The organism is Streptomyces sp. NPDC007896, from assembly GCF_042959425.1.
Classification (GTDB): domain Bacteria; phylum Actinomycetota; class Actinomycetes; order Streptomycetales; family Streptomycetaceae; genus Streptomyces.
In genome coordinates, this window is sequence record NZ_JBIBKX010000008.1 from 113,382 (window position 1) to 134,072 (window position 20,691).

20 protein-coding genes and 2 pseudogenes are annotated in these 20,691 nt (G+C 68.4%); 15 read left to right on the plus strand and 7 right to left on the minus strand.

Annotation, left to right across the window (positions count from 1 at the left end; translation table 11 throughout):
- Positions 1-82 precede the first annotated feature (82 nt).
- Together ACFZDJ_RS25750 and ACFZDJ_RS25755 are read right to left on the minus strand one after the other, a co-directional pair.
- Positions 83-571, minus strand: coding sequence for a hypothetical protein (locus tag ACFZDJ_RS25750; RefSeq protein WP_390937602.1), 489 nt, complete (start codon positions 569-571; stop codon positions 83-85).
- Between the two features lie 83 nt (positions 572-654).
- Positions 655-1,443 (minus strand): metalloregulator ArsR/SmtB family transcription factor, encoded by a 789-nt coding sequence (locus ACFZDJ_RS25755; protein ID WP_390937604.1) that lies wholly within the window; start codon positions 1,441-1,443, stop codon positions 655-657.
- Between the two features lie 269 nt (positions 1,444-1,712).
- On the opposite strand from ACFZDJ_RS25755, the gene ACFZDJ_RS25760 reads away from it, so the two are divergent.
- The 3 genes from ACFZDJ_RS25760 (at position 1,713) to ACFZDJ_RS25770 (ending at position 2,826) form a co-directional block, all read left to right on the plus strand.
- Complete coding sequence (locus ACFZDJ_RS25760; protein WP_390937606.1) at positions 1,713-2,198, plus strand: VOC family protein; 486 nt, start codon at positions 1,713-1,715, stop codon at positions 2,196-2,198.
- 25 nt (positions 2,199-2,223) lie between these two features.
- Positions 2,224-2,412: a bleomycin resistance protein gene (locus ACFZDJ_RS25765; protein ID WP_391061916.1), complete on the plus strand. Its 189-nt coding sequence runs from the start codon at positions 2,224-2,226 to the stop codon at positions 2,410-2,412.
- 66 nt (positions 2,413-2,478) lie between these two features.
- A complete protein-coding gene (locus ACFZDJ_RS25770) occupies positions 2,479-2,826 on the plus strand; it encodes a VOC family protein (RefSeq protein WP_390937609.1) in 348 nt (115 codons plus the stop codon).
- Between the two features lie 11 nt (positions 2,827-2,837).
- Here ACFZDJ_RS25770 and ACFZDJ_RS25775 read toward each other — a convergent pair whose 3' ends face one another.
- Both ACFZDJ_RS25775 and ACFZDJ_RS25780 read right to left on the minus strand, forming a co-directional pair.
- Entirely contained in the window at positions 2,838-3,086 is a 249-nt protein-coding gene (locus ACFZDJ_RS25775; protein WP_391062544.1) for a hypothetical protein, read from the minus strand.
- Positions 3,087-3,213: 127 nt separating this feature from the next.
- Positions 3,214-3,408, minus strand: a pseudogene (locus tag ACFZDJ_RS25780) (hypothetical protein); the annotation flags it as partial.
- Here ACFZDJ_RS25780 and ACFZDJ_RS25785 point away from each other — a divergent pair.
- From ACFZDJ_RS25785 to ACFZDJ_RS25795, 3 genes and pseudogenes are all read left to right on the plus strand, one after another.
- Positions 3,318-4,648: pseudogene (locus tag ACFZDJ_RS25785) on the plus strand (SMI1/KNR4 family protein). The pseudogenes ACFZDJ_RS25780 and ACFZDJ_RS25785 sit on opposite strands and share 91 nt — an antisense overlap.
- A 184-nt stretch (positions 4,649-4,832) precedes the next feature.
- Positions 4,833-5,846, plus strand: coding sequence for a Dyp-type peroxidase (locus ACFZDJ_RS25790; RefSeq protein ID WP_391061918.1), 1,014 nt, complete (start codon positions 4,833-4,835; stop codon positions 5,844-5,846).
- A 22-nt stretch (positions 5,847-5,868) separates the two neighbouring features.
- A complete protein-coding gene (locus ACFZDJ_RS25795) occupies positions 5,869-6,666 on the plus strand; it encodes a family 1 encapsulin nanocompartment shell protein (RefSeq protein WP_391062497.1) in 798 nt (265 codons plus the stop codon).
- Positions 6,667-6,721: 55 nt separating this feature from the next.
- Here ACFZDJ_RS25795 and ACFZDJ_RS25800 read toward each other — a convergent pair whose 3' ends face one another.
- Positions 6,722-7,186, minus strand: coding sequence for a GreA/GreB family elongation factor (locus ACFZDJ_RS25800; RefSeq protein ID WP_390937616.1), 465 nt, complete (start codon positions 7,184-7,186; stop codon positions 6,722-6,724).
- A 359-nt stretch (positions 7,187-7,545) separates the two neighbouring features.
- Between ACFZDJ_RS25800 and ACFZDJ_RS25805 the strand changes: the two genes are divergently transcribed.
- The 5 genes from ACFZDJ_RS25805 (at position 7,546) to ACFZDJ_RS25825 (ending at position 13,940) form a co-directional block, all read left to right on the plus strand.
- A complete protein-coding gene (locus tag ACFZDJ_RS25805) occupies positions 7,546-7,851 on the plus strand; it encodes a hypothetical protein (protein WP_390937618.1) in 306 nt (101 codons plus the stop codon).
- 30 nt (positions 7,852-7,881) lie between these two features.
- The gene (locus tag ACFZDJ_RS25810) at positions 7,882-8,370 is read left to right on the plus strand and encodes a hypothetical protein (protein ID WP_390937620.1); all 489 of its coding nucleotides are present in this window, start codon (positions 7,882-7,884) and stop codon (positions 8,368-8,370) included.
- Between the two features lie 109 nt (positions 8,371-8,479).
- The gene (locus ACFZDJ_RS25815; RefSeq protein WP_391062500.1) at positions 8,480-9,106 is read left to right on the plus strand and encodes a DUF1345 domain-containing protein; all 627 of its coding nucleotides are present in this window, start codon (positions 8,480-8,482) and stop codon (positions 9,104-9,106) included.
- Positions 9,107-9,122: 16 nt separating this feature from the next.
- Positions 9,123-11,468 (plus strand): FUSC family protein, encoded by a 2,346-nt coding sequence (locus ACFZDJ_RS25820; protein ID WP_391061921.1) that lies wholly within the window; start codon positions 9,123-9,125, stop codon positions 11,466-11,468.
- 123 nt (positions 11,469-11,591) lie between these two features.
- A complete protein-coding gene (locus ACFZDJ_RS25825; RefSeq protein WP_390937624.1) occupies positions 11,592-13,940 on the plus strand; it encodes an FdhF/YdeP family oxidoreductase in 2,349 nt (782 codons plus the stop codon).
- Positions 13,941-13,959: 19 nt separating this feature from the next.
- Here ACFZDJ_RS25825 and ACFZDJ_RS25830 read toward each other — a convergent pair whose 3' ends face one another.
- Complete coding sequence (locus tag ACFZDJ_RS25830; RefSeq protein WP_391061924.1) at positions 13,960-14,892, minus strand: LysR substrate-binding domain-containing protein; 933 nt, start codon at positions 14,890-14,892, stop codon at positions 13,960-13,962.
- A 102-nt stretch (positions 14,893-14,994) separates the two neighbouring features.
- On the opposite strand from ACFZDJ_RS25830, the gene ACFZDJ_RS25835 reads away from it, so the two are divergent.
- Both ACFZDJ_RS25835 and ACFZDJ_RS25840 read left to right on the plus strand, forming a co-directional pair.
- Positions 14,995-15,882, plus strand: a complete 888-nt coding sequence (locus tag ACFZDJ_RS25835; RefSeq protein WP_390937628.1) for an SDR family NAD(P)-dependent oxidoreductase — start codon at positions 14,995-14,997, stop codon at positions 15,880-15,882.
- Positions 15,883-16,041: 159 nt separating this feature from the next.
- Positions 16,042-16,971, plus strand: a complete 930-nt coding sequence (locus ACFZDJ_RS25840) for an SDR family NAD(P)-dependent oxidoreductase (protein WP_391061927.1) — start codon at positions 16,042-16,044, stop codon at positions 16,969-16,971.
- Positions 16,972-17,008: 37 nt separating this feature from the next.
- Here ACFZDJ_RS25840 and ACFZDJ_RS25845 read toward each other — a convergent pair whose 3' ends face one another.
- Positions 17,009-17,926, minus strand: coding sequence for a helix-turn-helix domain-containing protein (locus ACFZDJ_RS25845; protein WP_390937632.1), 918 nt, complete (start codon positions 17,924-17,926; stop codon positions 17,009-17,011).
- 167 nt (positions 17,927-18,093) lie between these two features.
- On the opposite strand from ACFZDJ_RS25845, the gene ACFZDJ_RS25850 reads away from it, so the two are divergent.
- Positions 18,094-19,494 (plus strand): MFS transporter, encoded by a 1,401-nt coding sequence (locus ACFZDJ_RS25850; protein WP_391061930.1) that lies wholly within the window; start codon positions 18,094-18,096, stop codon positions 19,492-19,494.
- A 141-nt stretch (positions 19,495-19,635) separates the two neighbouring features.
- Positions 19,636-20,670 (plus strand): zinc-binding dehydrogenase, encoded by a 1,035-nt coding sequence (locus ACFZDJ_RS25855; RefSeq protein WP_391061933.1) that lies wholly within the window; start codon positions 19,636-19,638, stop codon positions 20,668-20,670.
- Positions 20,671-20,691 lie beyond the last annotated feature (21 nt).

Consider the following 20,691-nt stretch of genomic DNA (forward strand, 5'->3'; position numbering starts at 1 on the left):
TTTTGTTTCAGAAAGCTTCAGTCCTACTTACGCGATGGCTTTCCTAGGTTACGGAGGTGGTCCGCCCCGCCGGTGACGAGTTTCAGCAGCTCAGGAGGGCCAGGAGCTGTTTGGTGTGGCCGGGCAGCTCCACTTCCGCGAGGCCGGTGATGAGGTCTCTCAGCGGCATCGGCTGATCGGCCAGGACGGTGGCCTTGGACAGGAGACGGGTCGGCACCGGTGTGTCGAGTTCGGCGTCGCTCAGCATCGGTCCGCCGAGTGCGCAGAGGGCGTCCCCTTGGAGACGGATGCGGTCTCGAAGCCCTGTGTTGCCGCCGGCGAGCGCGATGAGGCGTTCGATGGTCCAGGGGTCGAGCGCCACGCGGTTGTCGTACGTCGTGTTCGATCCCGCGGCGACGCAGGAGACTGCGGCGATGGTGGCGGCATTGACGAGGGCGACGTGCGCCAGGATCTGCTCGGCGTTCCATTCGCCGGTCGGCGGGACGGGGCTCGTGTCGCTGGAGTCAGCCACGGTGACAGCAGCGTCCAGCAGCGCGCTGTAGGCGTCCCGCAGCGGGGTGGTGTCCATCATGTCGACTTCTCTCTGCGGTCGTGCGTGGGATTCTGCGGACGTGCGCGAGGGCGAGTACGGGAAGGGCTGTGGCGAGTGCCGTCTCAGGCGTGCCCGGGAGACATCTCCCATGGCGCCTGCGGGAGGACATCGCCGGTCTCGAGCAACGACTTGAGGTTCGCCAACACGGCCGGCCATCCGCGCGAGATGCCGTTGAGCATCTCCTGGTTGGGGAGGTTCTCGTGGGTCACGGTGAGGCGGACGATGTCCTCGTGTGGTTCGACGAAAAAGGTGACGACCGAAGGTTCCCTCGGCGTTTCGGCGTCGGGGGCGTCCTCGAAGGTGATGACCAAGTGCGTCGGAGGCTCGGCCTTGATCACTTGACCGACGACATCGACGGCGCCTGAGCCGTCGACGCGTCGATGCTCCCAGGCCGAACCCGGTTGCCAGTCCGAGACGTTGGCGTGTCCCCAGTAGCGCGCTGTCAGGTCCGCGTCCGTCAGGGCTTGCCACACCTGCTCCGCGCTTGCGCGGATGTAGGTGACATAGACGTAGGTCGGCACGGACGTGGGTCCGTCGTTCATGGCGTACTCCTCTGCCTGGTTCTTGATGGCACTGATCGCCTGCAGACGGGGCTTGTCGAACCCCGAGATCCAGCGCTCCTCCATCTCGTGGATCGGTGTCGGGTTGAGGTAGTGAAGCCGCTCCCGTCCCCGTCGCACGACGGTCACGAGGTTGGCCTGCCCCAGGATGTCGAGATGCTGTGTCGCCGACTGGCGCGTCATGTCCAACCGCTCGCACAGCTCGCTCAGCGTCTGGCCGTTGTGCTCGCGCAGACGGTCGAGCAGGAGTCGCCGGGTGGGGTCGGCCAGCGCTTTGAAGACCAGGTCCATCGCTCTACCTTCGAGGCTCACACTCCATTATGCAGGCACTTGCCTGCATAATGTCAACGGCGGACCTTCGTCGGCCTCCCTGCACGACTGACCGTGTGACGTGACCAGGTGCTCGGCGCGCCGTCGGACGTCATCGCCAATATCATCGGTCGTACGACAACTACCGCGTAGTCGGTCCATGGGTGACCCGGAGCCGGTGCTCGGGTTCCCGCCGGTGGCGGCCTATCAGAGGTCACAGCCGAACCGGCCGGCCGTCATGGGAGATCGCCATGAGCACCCAGCAGAGAGAGCAGGACGGCGCAACGGACGTCGTCAAGGAGCCGACCATGAGCATGAGGCTCGAGGTCGCCGTCATCCCGGTCACCGACGTCAGTCGCGCCCTGCACTTCTATCGAAGCCTGGGGTGGCGGCTCGATGCGGACTTCGAGGCCAGTCCGAGATTCCGACTCGTGCAGCTCACGCCACCAGGGTCGGATTGCTCGATCCACTTCGGCCGCGGGATCACCCCCGCGGCGCCGGGCTCCGCCCACAACTACCTTGTGGTCACCGACTTGGAGCAGGCCTGTGCCGACCTGATCAGCAGAGACGTCGAGGTGAGCGAGATCTACCACAACGTCTATGACGCGGGCGTGCAGGATCAGGCGGATGGCCCCGATCCAGAGGGCCGCAGCTACGCCTCATTCGCCTCGTTCAGCGATCCGGACGGCAATGGGTGGGTGCTGCAAGAGGTCCAGGTGCGACTACCGGGACGGTGACGAGTCCCGCCGAGGAGGCTTCGCCATGGACATCCCCACACTGGCAGAACTCCTGCGTGAGACCGAGGAACACCACGGACCCTACGAGGCGAGCGCTCCGGAGCACCACTGGTCGGAGTGGTACGCCGCGTACATCGTCGCCCGTCAGAACGGCCGGACTCCCGACGAGGCGGCTGACGACGCCGCGCTCCACATGGCGGCACTGGGGCGGTGACGGCCGACCACGACGCCATCGTACGGTGAGACGTAGGGACAGATTCGCTCTCACTTGGAGTCGTCGATGGCCGTTCGCCGCGTCGTGCCCAACGTCCAGTCGGAAGTCGTGCGGGAGAGCCGGGAGTTCTACGGCCTGCTGGGCTTCGAAGAGGTCATGAACCACGGCTGGATCGTCACGCTCGCCTCGCCGTCCCACCCGGCGGCACAGGTCAGCTTGATGACCAGTGACAGGACAGCACCGGTCACGCCCGACATGAGCGTGGAGGTGGATGACGTGGACGCGGCCTATGAGGTCATGCGCGTGAACGGCGCGGAGATCGTGCACCCCTTGCAGGACGAAGAGTGGGGGGTGCGCCGGTTCTTCGTTCGTGATCCCAACGGGCGGGTGGTCAACGTGCTGAGCCACCGATGAGCCTCACAGCATCAGTCGGCCCCCGTAATGGACGGGCAGGTCTCGCTTGAGCAGATCAGTTGGGCGCGCGCTGTCCCGGTCAGGGTGTCCGCCGTGTCCAGCCAGGCGCGGGCGGCTAGGGTGCGGCGGAGGGACTCGGCGAGGTCGATGTCGTCCAGTTGCAGGGCCGCCGCGCCCGCGTCGAAGCGGGAGATCTCCATCAGGTCGTCCACCAGGCGGGCCGGCTTCACGGTTTCCTCGCTGATGAGCCGTACGGCCATGGCGGTGTCCGGGGTCAGCCCGGCCGCGTCCTCGTCGCTCCATGCGGCGCAGTTCGGCCACGGACCCCTCCAACGCGGCCGCGGTCTCGTTGAAGGTGTGGGAAAGGTCGGCGAGTTCGTCGGAGCCGTTGATGGCGAGCCGGGTGTCCAGGTGTCCCTCGGCGATCCTGCGAGTGGCGCGGCGCAACTCCCGTGCCGGGACAGATCGGCCGGCACGGGTGGAGCCTGCCCATGTCGCGGCGGCGCCCGCAGCCCGGACGAGCCCTCCAGATGGAGGACATGCAGGACGAGTTCGACGCGGTGGAACGGGTGCGCGGCGCACTCGCGGACGCGGGTGTCGACGACATCTCGTTCGCGGCGGAGATCTCGCCCGACGGGAGTGCCGTACTCCACCTGCTCAATCCCAGCCGCGCCGCGGAGCCCGGTATCGGTAATCCGCATCCGGGTTCGCTCATCCTGGTCGAGGATGCCGTCCCGGAGCCCTGGCGCCGCCTTCCCGAACCGGTCCCCGGAGCGGTGGCCGCCCCGTCGGTGGATCTGGCGTCGCTGGAGCGGACGCTCCGCGAGCGGATCCCCGATGCCATCGGCGCCACCGAGACGGAGATCGCCGCCGCGGAAGCGCGCCTCGGCTTCGTGTTGCCCGACGAGCTGAAGGTGCTCTACCGCGTGACCCGGGCACGGTGGGGGACTGGAACGACGACTACGAGGCGGCGGAGCGCGTCTCCGATGCGGTCGGCTGCGAGCTCTTTTCCCTGGGTGACTTGTACGTCGCCGACACACCGTCCCGTCCGTGCCCCTGGAAGTTCGCGGCGATGAAGCCCGTCGTCACCCCGCCCGACGCCGCGGTGCAAGGGCTGGTCGGCTCCCCCGGCTGGATCGTCTTCGGTGACAACGGCGGTGGCGACCGCATCCCGGTGGACCTGACGCCGGGCCCGCGCGGACACGCAGGACAGATCATCATGCTCGACCATGAACAGGACGTCGGCGGCGACCTGCTCGCCGACTCCCTGACCGACCTGGTGATGCACGGACGCGGCGAAGGGCAGCGGGGCCCTCGCGGTGACCAGCCACCGGCCGTCGCCAGGGTCACCATCGGAAGCCTGAGCAGTGTCGAGGCCGCCGTCCATCCCGGGCTGGAGCTCCTGTCCATCGGCGTGTGGGAGGGAGAGCCGCTCAGTCTCGCCCTCGTCATCGGACTGCCCCGCCTACGGACTCTCACCGCCTACCCCGGTACGCTCGCCGACCCCCTGGAGATCGCCAAGCTGACCGGCCTCGAGTTCTTGGAGCTCGGGCCGGAGGACTGGCGTGTCCTGCTCGACGCCGGAGCCGTCCCGCGTAGCCTGTCGGCCGCCTCCATCGAGATCCACGGCACCCGCCACCCGCTCCCGATCGTGGCCCTCGCCAACGAACTCCTCGCCCTCTGGGACCGCCCTCTGATCACCCGGACGACCCTTGAAGGCAACCTCGGCCCCATGGCGCAGACCGGTTCTCGAAGTCCTGTCCGCCACAACCCTTTTTACGGATCGCCAGATTTCCCTCGTATCGCCAGGTTTCCCTGGTGAAGAAGGCGCAATGGACGGGGTGCCAATCCTCGACCACCAGGGGTCGGGTGCGATTCGCGCAGGCGGTGCCTGTGTACCGGCACCGGTCGACATCACCGTGACCCAATCCTAGTATTTATTCTGTTTCCTCACGTTATCCTGCCGTGCGTAGCGCCATAGCCACGACAAGTAGGAGGCAGGCTCCGTGGTTGAGTCGCAGTTCGTGATCGCCCCGCCCGCCAAAGCCGCCCTGTTCCTCGTGTGCACCATGGCACCTGGCGGCGAGCCCGCTGTTCGCGACCTGTTCCAGGATGTGGCCGGGTTGCGACGATCGGTCAGTTTCCGCGCTCCGGATGCGGGACTGAGTTGCGTCGTCGGCATCGGCTCCGCCGCCTGGGACCGTCTCTTCGAAGGACCCCGCCCACGCGATCTGCATCCGTTCGTCGCGTTGACGGGCTCCCGGCACCGAGCCCCGTCCACCCCTGGTGACCTGCTCTTCCATCTGCGAGCCCACCACATGGACCTCTGTTTCGAACTGGCCCAGTTGATCGGCGAACGCCTCTATGGAGCGGTCGCCGTGGTGGACGAGGTGCACGGTTTCAAGTACTTCGACGAGCGCGACCTCCTCGGCTTCGTCGACGGCAGCGAGAACCCCGAGGGCGAAGTCGCGTCCGACGCGGTGTTCATCGCCGACGAGGACCCCGATTTCGCGGGCGGCAGCTACGTGATCGTCCAGAAGTACGTGCACGACCTTGCCGCCTGGAACGCGTTGCCCACGCAGGAACAGGAAAAAGTCATCGGCCGCACGAAGCTGGCGAACGTCGAAATGCCGGACGACATCAAGCCCGCGGACTCTCATGTCGCACTGAACACCATCACCGACGCGGACGGAAACGAACGGAAGATCGTCCGTGACAACATGCCGTTCGGCAGCATCGGGCAAAGGGAGTTCGGCACCTACTTCATCGGCTATGCGCGCACTCCCGAGGTGACCGAACAGATGCTGAGGAACATGTTCCTCGGTGACCACCCCCATACCCACGACCGAATCCTCGACTTTTCCACGGCGGTCACCGGCTGTCTGTTCTACGTACCGAGCGCCGATTTCCTCGACGACCCACCCGCCGCGCCCACCGGCGCTTCGGCGACCGGCGCTTCGGCGACCGGCGCTTCGGCGGCCGAGGGCTCCCTGGGTATCGGCAGTCTCAAAGGAGCCTGATCACGTGTCCACGCCCAACGGTATGAACAACCTGCACCGCGAACTCGCGCCGATCACGCCCGAGGCTTGGGCACAGATCGAGGAGGAAGCCCGCCGTACGTTCCAGCGCAACGTGGGGGGCCGTCGTGTCGTGGACGTCACCGGACCCGACGGTCCCGCGCTTGCCTCGGTCGGCACCGGCCATCTCACCCCCATCGAAGCGCCCGGAGCGGGCGTCACCGCTCTCCTGCGCCAAGCACAGCCCTTGGTCGAACTGCGCGTCCCCTTCAAGGTCGGCCGCGACGCGGTGGACGACGTCGAGCGCGGCTCGAACGACTCCGACTGGCAACCGGTCAAGGACGCGGCGCGCGCCATGGCGTTCACCGAGGACCGGGCCGTCTTCGAGGGGTACGAGGCAGCGGGCATCGACGGACTGCGCAGGCGCACCTCCCATCCGGTGCACGGCCTGCCGGCGGAGACACGTGATTACCCGGATGCCGTCAGCCGAGCGCTGACGACCCTGCGCCTGGCCGGAGTCGCCGGCCCGTATTCGCTGCTGCTGGGCGCCGACGCGTACACCCTGGTGAGCGAGACGTCCGACCACGGCTATCCGATCACGGAGCATCTCAGCCGGATGCTGGACGCCCCACCGATCTGGGCGCCCGCGGTCGACGGCGCCTTTCTGCTGTCCACCCGGGGTGGGGACTTCGAACTGCGGCTCGGTGAGGACCTCGCGATCGGCTACACCGCGCATGACGCGAACGAGATCGAGTTGTACTTCCGCCAGAGCATGACGTTCCTCGTGTACGCCGACGAGGCCGTGGTGGCACTCGGCTCGTGACCGCACGGCACCCGGAGCGGACGGGGAGTTGCCCCAGGAGACGGCGATACGGGTCCTACGGGGCGCCCAGACACAGCACCGTCACGGTCGTCCGTCCGTCGGGCGCCTCGTAGCTGACGGAGTCACCGACACGGTGACCGAGCAGCGCGCGGCCGAAAGGACTGTCGGTGGTGACCAACGTCTGGTCCAACGGCTCGGCCACGTCACCGATCTGGACCGTCTCCTCGGCGCCGTCCGCGAACCGTACGGTGACGGTGCTTCCCAGACCGACCACATCGGTGCGGGGCGGACCAGCCTCTGCCGCCCCGTCCAGCCGCACGGTGATCTCGGTGATACGGGCGTCGACGCGGTCCAACTGAGTGGCACGCTGCAACTCGTCGGCCTGGTCGGCCGTGTCTCCCGCCGAGTCCGTGTCGCCCAGGGTTGACGCGACCGCGTTGCGTTCGGCGTGCAGATCCGCAAGCTCCTGTTCGAGCGCCCGACGGGCTTCGGCGCTGATCGGCCCGGCTTCACTGGTCATTCCTGCTCCCGTTGTGCAGGTGGAACAGCTGGGTGACGATGGGCGATTCCGCTGTTTGTGAGCATAGTCGCGAGCTCGCCGCACCGCGTTTCGGAGAGGGCGACAGTCTGCTCTCTGCTGATAGTGGCCGCGCAGGACAGTTGGGGGCTCCCGTCGGGCGCTCCGCAGCCCGCCGAGTCGGCGAAGGCCGGCGCGGCGCGCCTGGTGTACGAGCTCACCCGTGTCGATCAGCCGTCCGTTCCGTCGGCCGCATTTATCAAGATCGGGTCCTGATTTCAAGTCACGCCGTTCCGTGACATGACGCGAAGCCCCTCGGTGAACTTTTCTGGATGCAGAATTTCTCAGGCTAGGAGATTCTCATGCAGATCATCACCATCACGGCCGCCGTCATCGTCGGAGCATTGTCCAGCATCACCTATGTGCAGTACGCCGCGTCGCGCAGCCCAAGACGACCTATCACTCTTTTTTCCACCCGGCTCGCGCTTTTTCCACTATGGGCCGACGTGACGTTCACTACGGGCTGGATCGTCAGCTCGTTCACGCTCGTTTTCGTGCTGCCGATCTGGGTAGGCGTGGCCGCTTGCTGCGGGGCCACGGTACTCCCCTTCGAGGTAATGCGCCGCCGTCACAACCGTCAGGTCAGAGGCCGCATGATCACTCCGTGATCGCGGCACGGACACCCCTTGGGAGGATCCATGGTCAGCAGACTCAGCAAGTTCAGTTTCGCCGTCACCGTGGCTTCCAGCGCGCTGGTGCTGGTCAGCGGGTCCGTATCCAACGCGGTGCCCGATCCCGTCGACACGGCGGTCGTGACCCCGGCATCGGCCCCCAGCCGGACCCCTTTCGAACGGCTCGCTCTCACAACCCTCGACCAGGTCGTGAAGGGAAACTTCGTCGCCGTCTCAGCGCGCTTCGACGAGTCGATTCGACAAGAAGGAAATCCCGCGGTTCTCGCGAACGCCTGGAAGGAATACCAGAACCAGCTCGGTTTCGGGCGCTACCATTCGCACGGAGAGCCCCGGCAGGTCGTATCCGGCGATCGGACGGTGGTCGACATACCACTGCACATGGCCAGGCAGCCCGGAGATTTCCGCGTCGTCTTCGACGGAAAAGGACACATCGAGGGTCTGTGGTTTCTCAAGAAAGGAGTTCCGGTCCCTCAGGAGCTCGTGACACGATCATGACGCGCGTGGATACCCGTACGCCCGGCCGCGGGAGAGATACCCGTCGCCCCCTGGTCCCGCTCCTGCCGTGCCGAGCAGCGACGAGGCACTACCGTTGTGGTTTGTGAGCGTGAACATCCGTTTGTCGCTTTCCGCAGTCCCACGGCTTGCCGCAGCGGTGGCCGTCGGAGCGGCGGTCGGCGTGGCCGTCGGATTGTCCAGCGACACACCGCTGGCCATTCTCGCGGGTATCGCCGCGACCCAGACATTCTTCGTCGTGATCGGCTGGATCGTGCTGTGGCCGATGGACGCCGCCGCGACCCGCCGCAACGCTCGACGCGAGGACCTGCGCCCCGTCGCCGAGGAAATCGTCGTCGTCACGGTCGCTCTGTGCGGTCTGGTCGGCATCGTGGTATTCCTGCTCGGCAACTCCGACACCGGCCATGCCGCGACGGCGCTGCTCGGCGTATTCATGGCCTGGGCGGCACTGCATCTGATGTACGCCACCCGCTACGCGTACCTCTACTACGTGGATTCCGGGGGCGGGATCGATTTCAACGCCGACCAGCCGCCGGCGTACAGGGACTTCTTCTACTTCAGTTACAACCTCGGTATGACCTACCAGGTCTCCGACACCGACGTCTCCAGTTCGCTGATCCGCTCGATGGTGCTCCGGCACACATTGCTGTCGTACGTCTTCGGCACCAGCATTCTGGCTACCGCCATCAACCTCTTCGCAGGAATACTCGTTCACTGATCTCGAAGAAGTGGGCATGTCCCACCATCACCGCACCAAGTTGACGCGCGTACTGTCGCCGCGCGGCGCGCTCACCCTGCACGCAGTGGATGGAGCGCTCCTCTTCGCTCTGCGCGCGGCGCTGGCGATGGCACTGCCCGCACTGCAGCTGGTGCTCTCCGGACGAACCGCGCTCGCGGTCTTTCCCATGCTGGGCGCGTTCACCACCACGTTCGGGCGCAACCTGCCCTACCGCCGTCGCGCCCGCGTCCTCGCCGTAGCCGCGGTGGCCATGACGATGTGCGTCGGCCTTGGTGCGGCGCTCGCCGCACTCACCGATCCGCGAGCGGGAGGTTTCGGCACTGCCGTGGTGATTGCCGCGATGGCGGTCACGGCCGGCCTGGCCAAGTTCCTGTGCGACGCGACACGGCTCAGTGGCCTTGGTGCCGTGCTGATGCTCTTCTCGTTCGCCGTGGCGGCCAACGGCCCTGCCGACGGGCTCACCGACGTGCTCGCCCAGACGGGACTCGCCGCAACGGGCGCGGCCACGGCCTGGGTACTGGCGCTGTTGGGCTGGGTCGTGCACCCGGACCGCCCGCAGCGGCTCGCGGTGGCCGTGGCCCTCCGCGAACTCGCCGGCCTGCTGGAACCGGACGAAGGAGCCGATGGAACCGGGCACACACGGCACCGGGCAACCGCCGCCGTCCTTTGGGCGTATCAGTCGCTCGGCCTGAGCCCCCTGACAACCGGTCAGCGGCGCGGCGAGCGGAGCGGGACATGTGTCTTCCTGACCGACCTCGCCTGGTCGGTCCTGATCGCCTCCGCATGCCGACAGACGCCCGACGCCCCGACAGCGCGGTACCTGCGTGTACAGGCTCGGCACCTGACCGTCAGGTACCGCCGTCTCCCATCCCCTCCGCCACACCCGATGTCCCCGTCCGTCCTGTCCTCCGATACGGCAACCGGCCATCCGGACGAAGCCGGTCCCGCGGCCCGGCGCGCCGCCGAACTGACCGTGGGGACCGGTGCCGGCAGCCCGGGCCATGTCGCGGTACTTGTCGTCCCCGCGTTCCGGATGGCTCTCGGCACCGGCCTGGCAGGTGGCCTGGCCGCGTTCCTGAGCTTCGGACACGGCTACTGGGCCGCACTCTCCGCAGCCGCCGTCCTGCATTCCGTCAACGTCCGCTCCACCTTGCAGCGTGCCCTCCAACGCGCCTTGGGCACGGCAGCCGGGCTCTTGATCGCGTTCGGTGTACTGGCCACCCACCCGGCGCCGACGGCTCTCGTCGCCCTGATCGTGGTCTTCGAATTCCTGCTGGAGTACACCGTGGCCCGGAACTACGGTCTCGGCGTCGTCTTCCTCACGCCGCTCGCACTGCTGATGAGTGACCTGGCATCCCCGGCCCCTGTGGGAACGCTCGTCCACGACCGGACCCTGGGCAGTGTCCTCGGCATCCTCATCGGTCTGGCTTGTGCGTTGCTGGTGGTCCACGGGCGTCCGGCAGCACGTGTGGAACGAGCGCTGGCCGCGTGCGGCGAAGCATCCGAACGTGCCGAACAGGCATTGGCCGACTCCGCCGCCGTACCGCACTCCGCCGTTCAGACACAGCTGGCCGTGGCAGTGGTGGAGCTGCGCGAGGCGGACGACGCCGCCGCCGGGGAACTGTACGCGGCGGATGTCGACCCCGCCCGGCTGGCAGCCGCGGAGCAGCGCGCCTATGTGCTGCTCGAGCACCTTCATCGGACCGTCGGTCGCCACGCTCCGCTCCCCCGTCCGTTCCGAACTCGTGCCATGAATCCCGCACATTCGACCGGCGCGGACGGCACCACGTTGTATTACGGCGATCTGGATGCGCCCCACGTACTCGAAGTGTTCGTCGAGTTGCGCGACCGGGCCAGTCACCGCATGGCGGACAGTCTTCTCGGCACGATTCGCCGAGCGGCCGACGACGGCAAGTTCGTGGCGAAGTTTCATTTCGCGGGGACGATCGACGACACGGTCGGCGGCAGCGGTTCTCAGCGCGGTCTGAGCGCGCTGGCCGCGGCGAGCGACGCGGGACAGCGAAAGTTCGTCGACTACTTGGCGGCGCTTTTCGCCTCCCAGCCATTTCCCCCTGTCGACGATCAATTCTCCGACGTCTCGGTCTTGCTGTCCCTCGCCGACAAGGTGAACGGACTGAGGAACGCCGAATTCGACATGAAGGTCACGGACGGCACGTATCTCACCTGGGCCGGAGAGGTGATCGGGAACTTCGCTTCCTTCGGTGTGGTGGGAACACCCGTGGTCCGGTACGACGACGAGGTCATTCCTGTCGTGAAGCCCGAGGGAGGTCCCGCCCTCACTCCCCAGGAGTTCCTGGACCGGCTCCGGCCCTCCCGCTGACCGGCGGGCTCAGCATGACGACCGTGGGGTCCGTTCGAGTCCGTGGCCCGTTTGAGGGAGCCACAGGATGGTTGTAGCGTTTCCACATACTCCTTCGGCAGCAGATACGAAGGGTTGAGCAGCATGACTACCTCGGATGCCGACAAGGCGGTAGCGGAAAACGAATCCCCGCACGGCGCGGGGACGCCGGCTGGAGGCGAGGGCCCCACTACCGAGAAGCAGCCGTCGCAGCGGGCCTACCATCATCCGGCCGCCGGCTGGGGTGCCGCCAAGAGTGTCACGCACGTCCTCGTGCGGGAGCGCGCGCTGATCGACGGGCCACGCGCCATTTTCAAGATGAACCACGAGAGCGGGGGGTTCGACTGCCCGGGCTGCGCGTGGCCCGACGACACCAAGGGTCTCAGGCTCGACATCTGTGAGAACGGCATCAAGCACGTCACCTGGGAGATGACGCCCAAGCGTGCGGGCCGTGAGCTGTTCGCCGCGCACTGCGTCTCGGAGCTGGCGACATGGACCGACTTCGAGCTGGAGGACACGGGCAGGCTGACGGAGCCCGTGGTCTACAACGAGGAGACGGACCATTACGAGCCCATCACCTGGAAGGACGCGTTCGAGCTCGTCGGAAGCGAGCTGCGGGCCCTCGACGACCCGAACGAAGCCGCCTTCTACACCTCGGGACGCCTGGGCAACGAGGCGACGTTCCTGTACCAGTTGATGGCCCGTGAGTACGGCACCAACAATCTGCCCGACTGCTCCAACATGTGCCACGAGGCGTCCGGACGCGCCCTGCAGGCGTCGCTCGGCACCGGAAAGGGCACGGCCGACCTCGCGGACTGGGAGAGCGCCGACGCCCTGTTCATCATGGGCGTCAACGCGGCCTCCAACGCTCCGCGCATGCTGACCGCGCTCGCCGAGGCATACCGGCGGGGTGCCCAGATCGTGCACGTCAATCCACTGATCGAGGCGGCCGCCACCCGGACCATCGTCCCGCACGAGTTCGTCGACATGGCCCTGTTCAAGTCGACGCGCACGAGCACGCTCAACCTCCAGGTCCGCGCGGGCGGCGACATGGCGCTCCTGCGTGGCATGGCCAAGGCGGTGATCGAGGAGTCGGTCTCGGACCCGAAGGCACTCGACCGCGAGTTCATCGACCGCCACACCCAGGGATTCGAGGAGTACCGGGCCCTGTGCGAGGCGACACCGTGGCAGGAGCTGGAGCGCCAGTCCGGGCTGACGCGCGCTGACATCCTCAAGGCCGCCGAGGTGTATTCGCGGTCCGACCGGACCCTGATCAGCTGGTGTCTGGGGGTGTCCCAGCACGAGCACGGTGTGGACACCGTTCGGGAGATCGTCAATCTCCTGCTGCTGCGCGGGAACCTGGGGCGCGAGGGCGCCGGACCGTCACCTGTGCGCGGGCACAGCAACGTGCAGGGGAACCGTACCTGCGGCATCGACCACCGGCCCACGCCCGAGTTCCTCGACCGGCTCGCCGACGTCTGCGGCATCGATCCTCCGCGTGCGCACGGGCTGGACACGGTCGGCGTGGTCGAGGGGATGCACCGGGGCACGGTCAAGGTGTTCGTCGGAATGGGCGGCAACTTCGCGATGGCCGCGCCCGATACCACGTACACCGCCGAAGGACTTCGGCGCTGCGAACTGACGGTCCAGGTCAGCACGAAGCTCAACCGCAGCCACGTGATCCACGGCAGGAAGGCACTCATCCTGCCGTGTCTCGGACGGACGGAGAAGGACCACCAGCGCCGTGGGCCGCAGGCCACGTCCGTCGAGGACTCCATGAGCATGGTGCACCTGTCGCTGGGCATGAAGCGCCCGGCGTCGCCCCATCTGCTGTCCGAACCCGCCATCATCGCCGGCATGGCGCGGGCGACTCTTCCCGACAGCGCCGTCCCGTGGGAGCAGTACATCGAGGACTACGACCGTATCCGGGACACCATGGCCCAAGTCCTGGACGGCTTCGAGGACTTCAACCGCCGCGTCCGGCTGCCGCTGGGGTTCCGGATCAAGCAACCGGCCCGCGAACTCGTCTTCCTCACCCCGTCCGGCCGGGCCGAGTTCTCCGCCGCCGTACTGCCGGATGTCGTGCCCAAGGACGACATGTTGGTGCTGCAGACGATGCGTTCCCACGACCAGTGGAACACGACCATCTACTCCGACGACGACCGCTACCGGGGCATCAAGAACCTGCGCACGCTCGTCCTCATGAACCGCGCCGACATGCGCTCCCGCGGCATCACTCCCGGCAGCCTGGTCGACATCACTGCCACCTCCAAGGACGGCAGCAAGCGCTCCCTCACCGGGTACCGGGCGTTGAGCTACGACATGCCCCGCGGTTGCGCGGCGGGGTACATGCCCGAGATGAACGCCCTGATCGGCGCGGCCGATTACAGCACGCAAAGCGATCAGCCACTGATGAAGAACGTCAACGTCCGTGTCGCCCCGAGCCGGCTGTGACATGGGGGAACCGGGATCATCACAGGTCTGAGCCCGGTGGGTCGCCGCCGAGGGCCGCGACACGGAGGGCGGCTGCCACACGCGTGACCGGTTCGCTCGGCGGGTGGGGAAGACGAGCCAGGAACAGACGCCGCTGCTCCTGCGGCCCACCACGCACGGGAAGGATGCGTACCCCCGGCGGTGCGGCTTGAGTGAGTGCGGGCGGCACGGTGGTCAGCCCGCACCCGGCGGCGACGAGGTGAAGCTTGGCCAGCCAGTCGCGGGCGGTGTGGGCGATCTCGGGCCGTTCGTCCAGACCGGGCCACACTCCCATCAGCCGGTCCTCACCGGAGGAGGAGCCGGCGATCCAGCGCTGCCCGCGCAGATCGGCCACGTCGACGAAGTCGCCGCGGGCGAGCGGGTGGGTGGCGGGCAGAGCCAGACACAGCGCGCGTTCGGTGAGCGTGCGCAGCACCAGCGCAGGCGACTCGGCGTCCGGCGGGCGGAACGGCGGCGCCGACGCCAGGAGGGCGAGATCCAGGCTGCCGGCCCGCAGGGCACGGACGAGCGCCGGAGTGCTTCCTTCGCGGCTGACGATGTGCAGGCCGGGGTCCGTGCGGCGCAGCGCGACCAGGGCCTGTGGCAGCAGGACGGCCCCGGCACTGGGGAACCATCCCAGCCGGACCGTCCCGGTCTGCCCCGGCAGGCCGGACAGTTCGCGCGCGGTCGCGTCGATCTCGTCGAGCACGGTCGTCGCACGGCGCATGACGACGAGGCCGGCCGCGGTCAGCCGTACTCCGTCGCGCCGTCGCTCCAGCAACTCCGCTCCTGCCACGCGTTCGATCGCGGCGATCTGCCGGGACACCGCCGACTGGGTGTAGCCCAGCGACGCCGCGGCCGCGGTGAAAGTCCCCTGTTCGGCCACGGCGCGGAAGACGCGCAGCGCGGTCAGTGACACATCCGTGAAGTCCATGACGCTTCCAAATCCGTGATCATTGACCCATGATGATTTCGCATACTAGCTGTGCGTGAATCTCGTTGGACTCATGGCCGCCGCGTTTCTAGCGTGGCATGCATGAACGCTTCGCGAATCGCCCTCGTCACGGGCGCCAACCAGGGACTCGGACGTGCGCTCGCCGAAGGCCTGGCGGCCCGTATGGGCCCCGACGACCTCGTGCTGCTCACCGGCCGCAGCCACCGGCGCGTCTCGGACGCCGCCCGTGAAGTGTCGGAACTGCCCGGCACACGCAGTCATGTCGAGGGCCGGGTCCTGGACGTCACCGACACCGAGGCCATCGCCCGGCTCGCCGACGAACTCCGGGCACGGCACGGCGGTGTCGATGTCGTGCTCTCCAACGCCGTCGCCCGGCTGCTGCCCGAGGAGTCCCAGGCCGAGCGCGCCGACGAGTTCATCGATGTCTCCAACACCGCCACCCACGCGATCCTGCGCTCGTTCGGCCCCGTCCTGCGTCCGGGCGGCCGACTGATCGTCGTGGCCAGCAGCCTGGGCACCCTTGGCCACCTCGATCCGCGACTGCACCACCTGTTCGACGGCGCGAGCCTCGACCAGATCGAGTACGCGGTCGAGTCCTGGCGCAGCGCCGTCCACAACAAGACCGCCGAGGAGGCGGGCTGGCCACGTTGGCTGAACGTGCCCTCGAAGGTGGCCCAGGTCGCCGCCGTCCGGGCGGTCGCGGCCGAACGCCGCGAGCACGACCTCGCCGACGGCACTCTCATCGCCTCCGTGTGCCCCGGCATGGTCGACACCGCCACCTCCCGGCCCTGGTTCAGCGACTTCAGCCAGGCCCAGTCACCTTCCGAGGCCGCTCGTGCGGTGCTCGACCTGGTCTTCACCGAGCACCTCGATCCCGCCCTCTACGGCGAGCTGATCCGCTTCGGCAAGGCCCTGCCCTGGCCGGACGGAACTCCGCCGGTGGAGCAGGACCGACTGCTCAAGCCCTGACCGCGGAAGACCGCGCGCGGATCAGCGCAAGGCGACTTCGACACACGTACAGCACGTGGCGAGTTCGACACACATACAGCACGTGGCGAGTTCAGCACCCGTTCAGCACGCGGCGAGTTGAGCACCCAGCAACCTCAGCGCACAGCAAGGAGTCCACCCGTGAGTGCCATCACGACCCCGTTCGGTTTCTCCAGCACGGCCACCGAGGTCGCGCAGAGAATCGACCTCGCCGGCCGCCGTGCCGTGGTCACCGGCGCCTCCTCCGGCCTGGGGGCGGCAACGGCCCACGCCCTGGCCGGTACCGGTGCGGAAGTGACCCTCGCCGTCCGGGACATGGCGGCGGGTGAACGCGTCGCCAAGGACATCACCGGGTCGACCGGCAACCAGGAAGTGCGTGTCGCGCACCTGAACCTGGCCGATCCCGCGTCCGTCACCGCCTTCACCACCGCCTGGGAGGGCCCGCTGCATGTGCTGGTGAACAACGCGGGCGTCATGGCCTGTCCCGAGGAGTACACCGAACAGGGCTGGGAGTGGCAGTTCGCCACCAACCATCTCGGCCACTTCGCTCTCACCACCGGCCTGCACGGCGCGTTGGCCGCCGACGGCGCCGCTCGCGTCGTCGTGGTCAGCTCCACCGGTCATCAGCAGTCCCCGGTGGTGTTCGACGACGTCAACTTCGCTTTCCGCCCCTACGATCCGTGGCTCGCCTACGGTCAGTCCAAGACCGCGGGTGTCCTCTTCGCGGTGGAGGCGACCCGTCGTTGGGCGGGCGACAACATCACCACCAACGCTCTGATGCCGGGCGCGATCTACACCAACCTCCAGCGCCACACCGGTGGCCGCGGGAGCGGAAGGGTTCCCGCCCACCTCATCAAGACCGTCGAGCAGGGCGCCGCCACCTCGGTGCTCCTCGCCACCTCCCCGCTCCTCGAAGGCGTCGGCGGCCGCTACTTCGTCGACTGCAACGAGACCGAGGCCGTCGACCGTCGCTCCGGCACGCTGCAAGGTGTCGCCCGCTACGCCGTCGACCCGGAGAACGCACGACGGCTGTGGACACTGTCGGAGCGGTTGCTGGCCAACGCCCGGTGACCCTTCCTGACTGACCGGACCGCCGCGGAGGTCTGGGTCAGGGCTGTGAGTGAGGTTGCGGCTTCGCCTTCGTGTCCGGGTGCCTGGCGGGCTCGGGGACGATCGCGTCGAGCAGGAGCATGGCGTCGTGGTCGGGGGTGCCGGGTTCGGCGGTGTAGAGGCCGAGGCGTTGGCCCGGGGTGCCTTCGAGGCTCATGCTCTGGCCACTGAGGGTGAAGATGCCGACCTGGGGGTGGTGGAAGGTCTTCTGGATCTTCTTGCGTCCGACGACGTCGTAACGCTCCCACAGTTTGGCGAAGTCGGGGCTCTTGAGAAGGAGTTCACCCACGAGGTGGGTGAGGTCGGGGGCGTCGGGGGCGGTGCCGGCCAGGCTGCGCAGCCGTGCGACGCAGCCGCGGACCAGCTCGTCCCAGTCGGGGAAGAGGGTGCGCGCGGTGGGGTGGAGGAAGAAGTAGCGGGCCAGGTTGCGCTGTTGGGCGGGCCAGTCGGCGAGGCCCGCGTACAGGGCGAGGCCGCCGGGGTTCCAGGCGAGCAGATCCATGCTGCGGCTGATGATGTAGGCGGGGCTCGGCCGGAGCGTCTCCAGGACCAGCTTCAGATGCGGGCGCACGGTCCTGCTGGGCGGCGGTGGGGGTTCGGGGGAATAGCGGGCGGCCCGGGCGGCGAGCTCGCGCAGGTGCTGGTGCTCGGCGTCGTCGAGGCGCAGGGCACGGGCGAGGGCGTCGAGCACGGCGGGGCTGGGGCGGGTCTCCTTGCCGCGCTCCATGCGGACGTAGTAGTCGATGCTCATGCCTGCGAGCGTGGCCAGCTCCTCGCGGCGCAGGCCGGGGGTGCGGCGCAGTCCGGGACCCACGGTGAGGCCGACCTGGTCGGGGCGGGTCTGGGTGCGGCGCGCGCGCAGGAACTGGCCCAGCTCCATACCGCCGCCGCTGCTGCTGCTCTGCGCGGATGCCATACGGTCAGTGTCACACCGCGCTGACCTGTGTGGCAGGCGTGTGGGGGGCCCTGTCACTACCCCCGAACGCCGGTCCCCGGCACAGCCCGGCCTGCCACTGGCGCCGCGGAGGCGCGAGGCTCGATTTCCGTCAGCACCTCGCCCGTCCCAGTGCAGGAGATCGTCCGGTGTCCACGCCCGCCTCGCCCACACCTCTCCAGACCACCGCTGTCGGCCTGCCACCGCACAGCAGGTCCGGTGGGCGCATGGCGCTGGCCGCCGTGCTGCTCGGCTTCTTCACGATCATGGTCGACGCGATGATCGTGAACGTCGCGCTGCCCTCGATCGGGCGCGGCTTCGACAGCGGGATGACCGGGCTGCAGTGGGTGGTCGACGGCTACACCCTCACCTTCGCCGCGTTCCTGCTGTCCGCCGGTGCGATCAGTGACCGCATCGGGGCCCGCCAGGCGTTCGCCGGGGGCCTGGGCCTGTTCGTGGTGGCGTCCGCGGTGTGCGGGATGGCGCCGAATCTGGGCGTTCTGGTGGCGGCGCGGCTGGTGCAGGGAGTCGGGGCCGCGATGGTCGTACCGTCCTCCCTCGCCCTGCTGCGGGAAGTCTTCCCCGACCCGGGGGCGCGGGCGCGGGCCATCGCCCTGTGGGGTGTGAGCGGCTCGGTCGGCTCGGCGGCCGGGCCCGTGGCCGGCGGTCTGCTCACCGTGATCGACTGGCGGATGATCTTCTTCGTCAACCTGCCCGTCGGCGCGGTGGCCCTCGCGCTCCTCAAGCGCGCCCAGCCCTCCCCGCGCCAGTCGGTGCCCTTCGACTGGACCGGCCAGGTCGCGGCCGTCGCCGCCGTGGGCGGGCTGACGTACGCGGCCATCGAGGCCGGTGCCGACGGGTTCGGCGCCGCGCGGGTCCTGGTCGCCTTCGCCGTGGCGGGCGTGGCGGGTGTCGGCTACGTCATCGCGCAGGCCCGCGGCCGGCATCCGATGACACCGCTGCCGCTGCTGCGCTCGCGCACGATGTCACTCTCGGTCGGCATCGGGTTCGCCCTGAACATCGGCTTCTACGGGATGATCTTCCTGCTGGGGCTGTACCTCCAGCAGGTGCACGGGCTGAGCGCGCTCGCCACCGGCGTGGCCTTCCTGCCGATGACCGTGCTCACCTCCTTCATCAGCCCGGTGGCCGCCCGCATGTCGATGCGGTTCGGTGCGCGGATGCCGGTGGTCACCGGTCAGTTGCTGATGGTCGCGGGCCTGCTGGCCATGGTCGCCGTGCCCGCAGGAGCGCCGGTGTGGCAGTCGGTGGTGCTGATGATGCCCGTCGGAGCCGGCGGCGCGATGGCCGTGACCGCGCTGGTGGCGCTGCTGCTGGAGAGCGTGCCCGCCGAGCGGGCCGGTGTCGCCGGCGGTGTGCTGAACGCCGCCCGCCAGCTCGGCGGCGCCCTGGCGGTCGCCGCCTTCGGGGCGCTGGTCGCCGACCGGGCCGGGTTCGTCGACGGGCTGCACACCAGTCTGCTGATCGCCGCGGCGATGGTGGGGGTGACTGTCCTGGCCACCCTGAGCCTGAGGCCCGCTCCCCGTACGTGACCGGCCTCCGAGCAGTGCGGGCCTGACCGACCGACGACACACGTGGCCACTACGCACCCCGTCCACTACGCACTCCGTCCACTACGCACTCCGGCTACAACACACCCCGTCTACGACACACCCAGTAAGGACAGATCCCTCATGCGAGCAACCTTCATGTACGGCGCTGGTGACGTGCGCGTGGAGAACGCGCCCGACCCGGTCATCCAGCACTCCACCGACGCCGTCGTACGAGTCGTCCTGTCCTGCGTCTGCGGCAGTGACCTGTGGCCTTACAAGTCCATGCCCGCCGGCGAACAGGGGCGGCCCATGGGCCATGAGTTCCTCGGCGTCGTCGAGGAGACCGGCTCCGAGGTGACCGGTGTGAAACGCGGTGACATGGTGGTCGCCCCGTTCACGTACTGCGACAACACCTGCGACTACTGCAGCAAGGGCCTGCACTCCTCGTGCCGCAACGGCGGCCGCTACGGCTGGAACGGCGTCGACGGCGGGCAGGGCGAGGCCGTCCGCGTACCCCAGGCCACCGGCACGCTGGTCAAGCTGCCCGTCGGCGAGGACTCCGAGCTGCTGCCCTCCCTGCTGTCCCTCTCCGACGTGCTGGGCACCGGCCATCACGGCGCCGTCACCGCCGGTGTCACTCGCGGGGACTCCGTCCTGGTGATAGGCGACGGAGCCGTCGGGCTGTCGGCGGTGCTGGCCGCGAAGCGACTGGGCGCCGAGCAGATCGTCCTGATGGGCCGGCACACCGCCCGCACCGACCTGGGACGGGACTTCGGTGCCACGGACGTCGTGTCCGAACGCGGCGCGGAAGGCATCGCGCGTGTCCGCGACCTGACCGGCAGCCGCGGAGTCGACCGCGTCATCGAAGCCGTCGGCACCGAGCAGGCCCTGCAGGCGGCCTTCGGTTCCGTCACCGACGGCGGCGCCATCAGCCGCCTCGGTGTGCCCCAGTACGAACTGGGCCCCATCGGTCCCGCCATGATCATGCGGAACATCACCCTGACCGGTGGTGTCTCCCCGGCCCGCGCCTACATCGAGGAACTCCTGCCGGACGTCCTCGACGGCACGCTCGCCGCCGGGCGCCTCTTCGACCGCAGCATCGGTCTCGACGAAGTCCCCGACGGCTACCGCGCCATGGCCGATCGAGAGGCTCTGAAGGTTCTCATCCGCCCCTGAACCAGACCGTGCCCGCTCCGG

Excerpts from the sequence above, each read along its gene's own strand:
- ACFZDJ_RS25830 (WP_391061924.1), bottom strand. The coding sequence starts at position 14,892 with ATGGACTTCACGGATGTGTCACTGACCGCGCTGCGCGTCTTCCGCGCC.
- ACFZDJ_RS25770 (WP_390937609.1), top strand. The coding sequence starts at position 2,479 with ATGGCCGTTCGCCGCGTCGTGCCCAACGTCCAGTCGGAAGTCGTGCGG.
- ACFZDJ_RS25825 (WP_390937624.1), top strand. The coding sequence starts at position 11,592 with ATGACTACCTCGGATGCCGACAAGGCGGTAGCGGAAAACGAATCCCCG.
- ACFZDJ_RS25820 (WP_391061921.1), top strand. The coding sequence starts at position 9,123 with ATGTCCCACCATCACCGCACCAAGTTGACGCGCGTACTGTCGCCGCGC.
- ACFZDJ_RS25750 (WP_390937602.1), bottom strand. The coding sequence starts at position 571 with ATGATGGACACCACCCCGCTGCGGGACGCCTACAGCGCGCTGCTGGAC.
- ACFZDJ_RS25835 (WP_390937628.1), top strand. The coding sequence starts at position 14,995 with ATGAACGCTTCGCGAATCGCCCTCGTCACGGGCGCCAACCAGGGACTC.
- ACFZDJ_RS25845 (WP_390937632.1), bottom strand. The coding sequence starts at position 17,926 with ATGGCATCCGCGCAGAGCAGCAGCAGCGGCGGCGGTATGGAGCTGGGC.
- ACFZDJ_RS25805 (WP_390937618.1), top strand. The coding sequence starts at position 7,546 with ATGCAGATCATCACCATCACGGCCGCCGTCATCGTCGGAGCATTGTCC.
- ACFZDJ_RS25855 (WP_391061933.1), top strand. The coding sequence starts at position 19,636 with ATGCGAGCAACCTTCATGTACGGCGCTGGTGACGTGCGCGTGGAGAAC.
- ACFZDJ_RS25775 (WP_391062544.1), bottom strand. The coding sequence starts at position 3,086 with ATGGCCGTACGGCTCATCAGCGAGGAAACCGTGAAGCCGGCCCGCCTG.
- ACFZDJ_RS25800 (WP_390937616.1), bottom strand. The coding sequence starts at position 7,186 with ATGACCAGTGAAGCCGGGCCGATCAGCGCCGAAGCCCGTCGGGCGCTC.
- ACFZDJ_RS25755 (WP_390937604.1), bottom strand. The coding sequence starts at position 1,443 with ATGGACCTGGTCTTCAAAGCGCTGGCCGACCCCACCCGGCGACTCCTG.
- ACFZDJ_RS25760 (WP_390937606.1), top strand. The coding sequence starts at position 1,713 with ATGAGCACCCAGCAGAGAGAGCAGGACGGCGCAACGGACGTCGTCAAG.
- ACFZDJ_RS25810 (WP_390937620.1), top strand. The coding sequence starts at position 7,882 with ATGGTCAGCAGACTCAGCAAGTTCAGTTTCGCCGTCACCGTGGCTTCC.
- ACFZDJ_RS25795 (WP_391062497.1), top strand. The coding sequence starts at position 5,869 with ATGAACAACCTGCACCGCGAACTCGCGCCGATCACGCCCGAGGCTTGG.
- ACFZDJ_RS25765 (WP_391061916.1), top strand. The coding sequence starts at position 2,224 with ATGGACATCCCCACACTGGCAGAACTCCTGCGTGAGACCGAGGAACAC.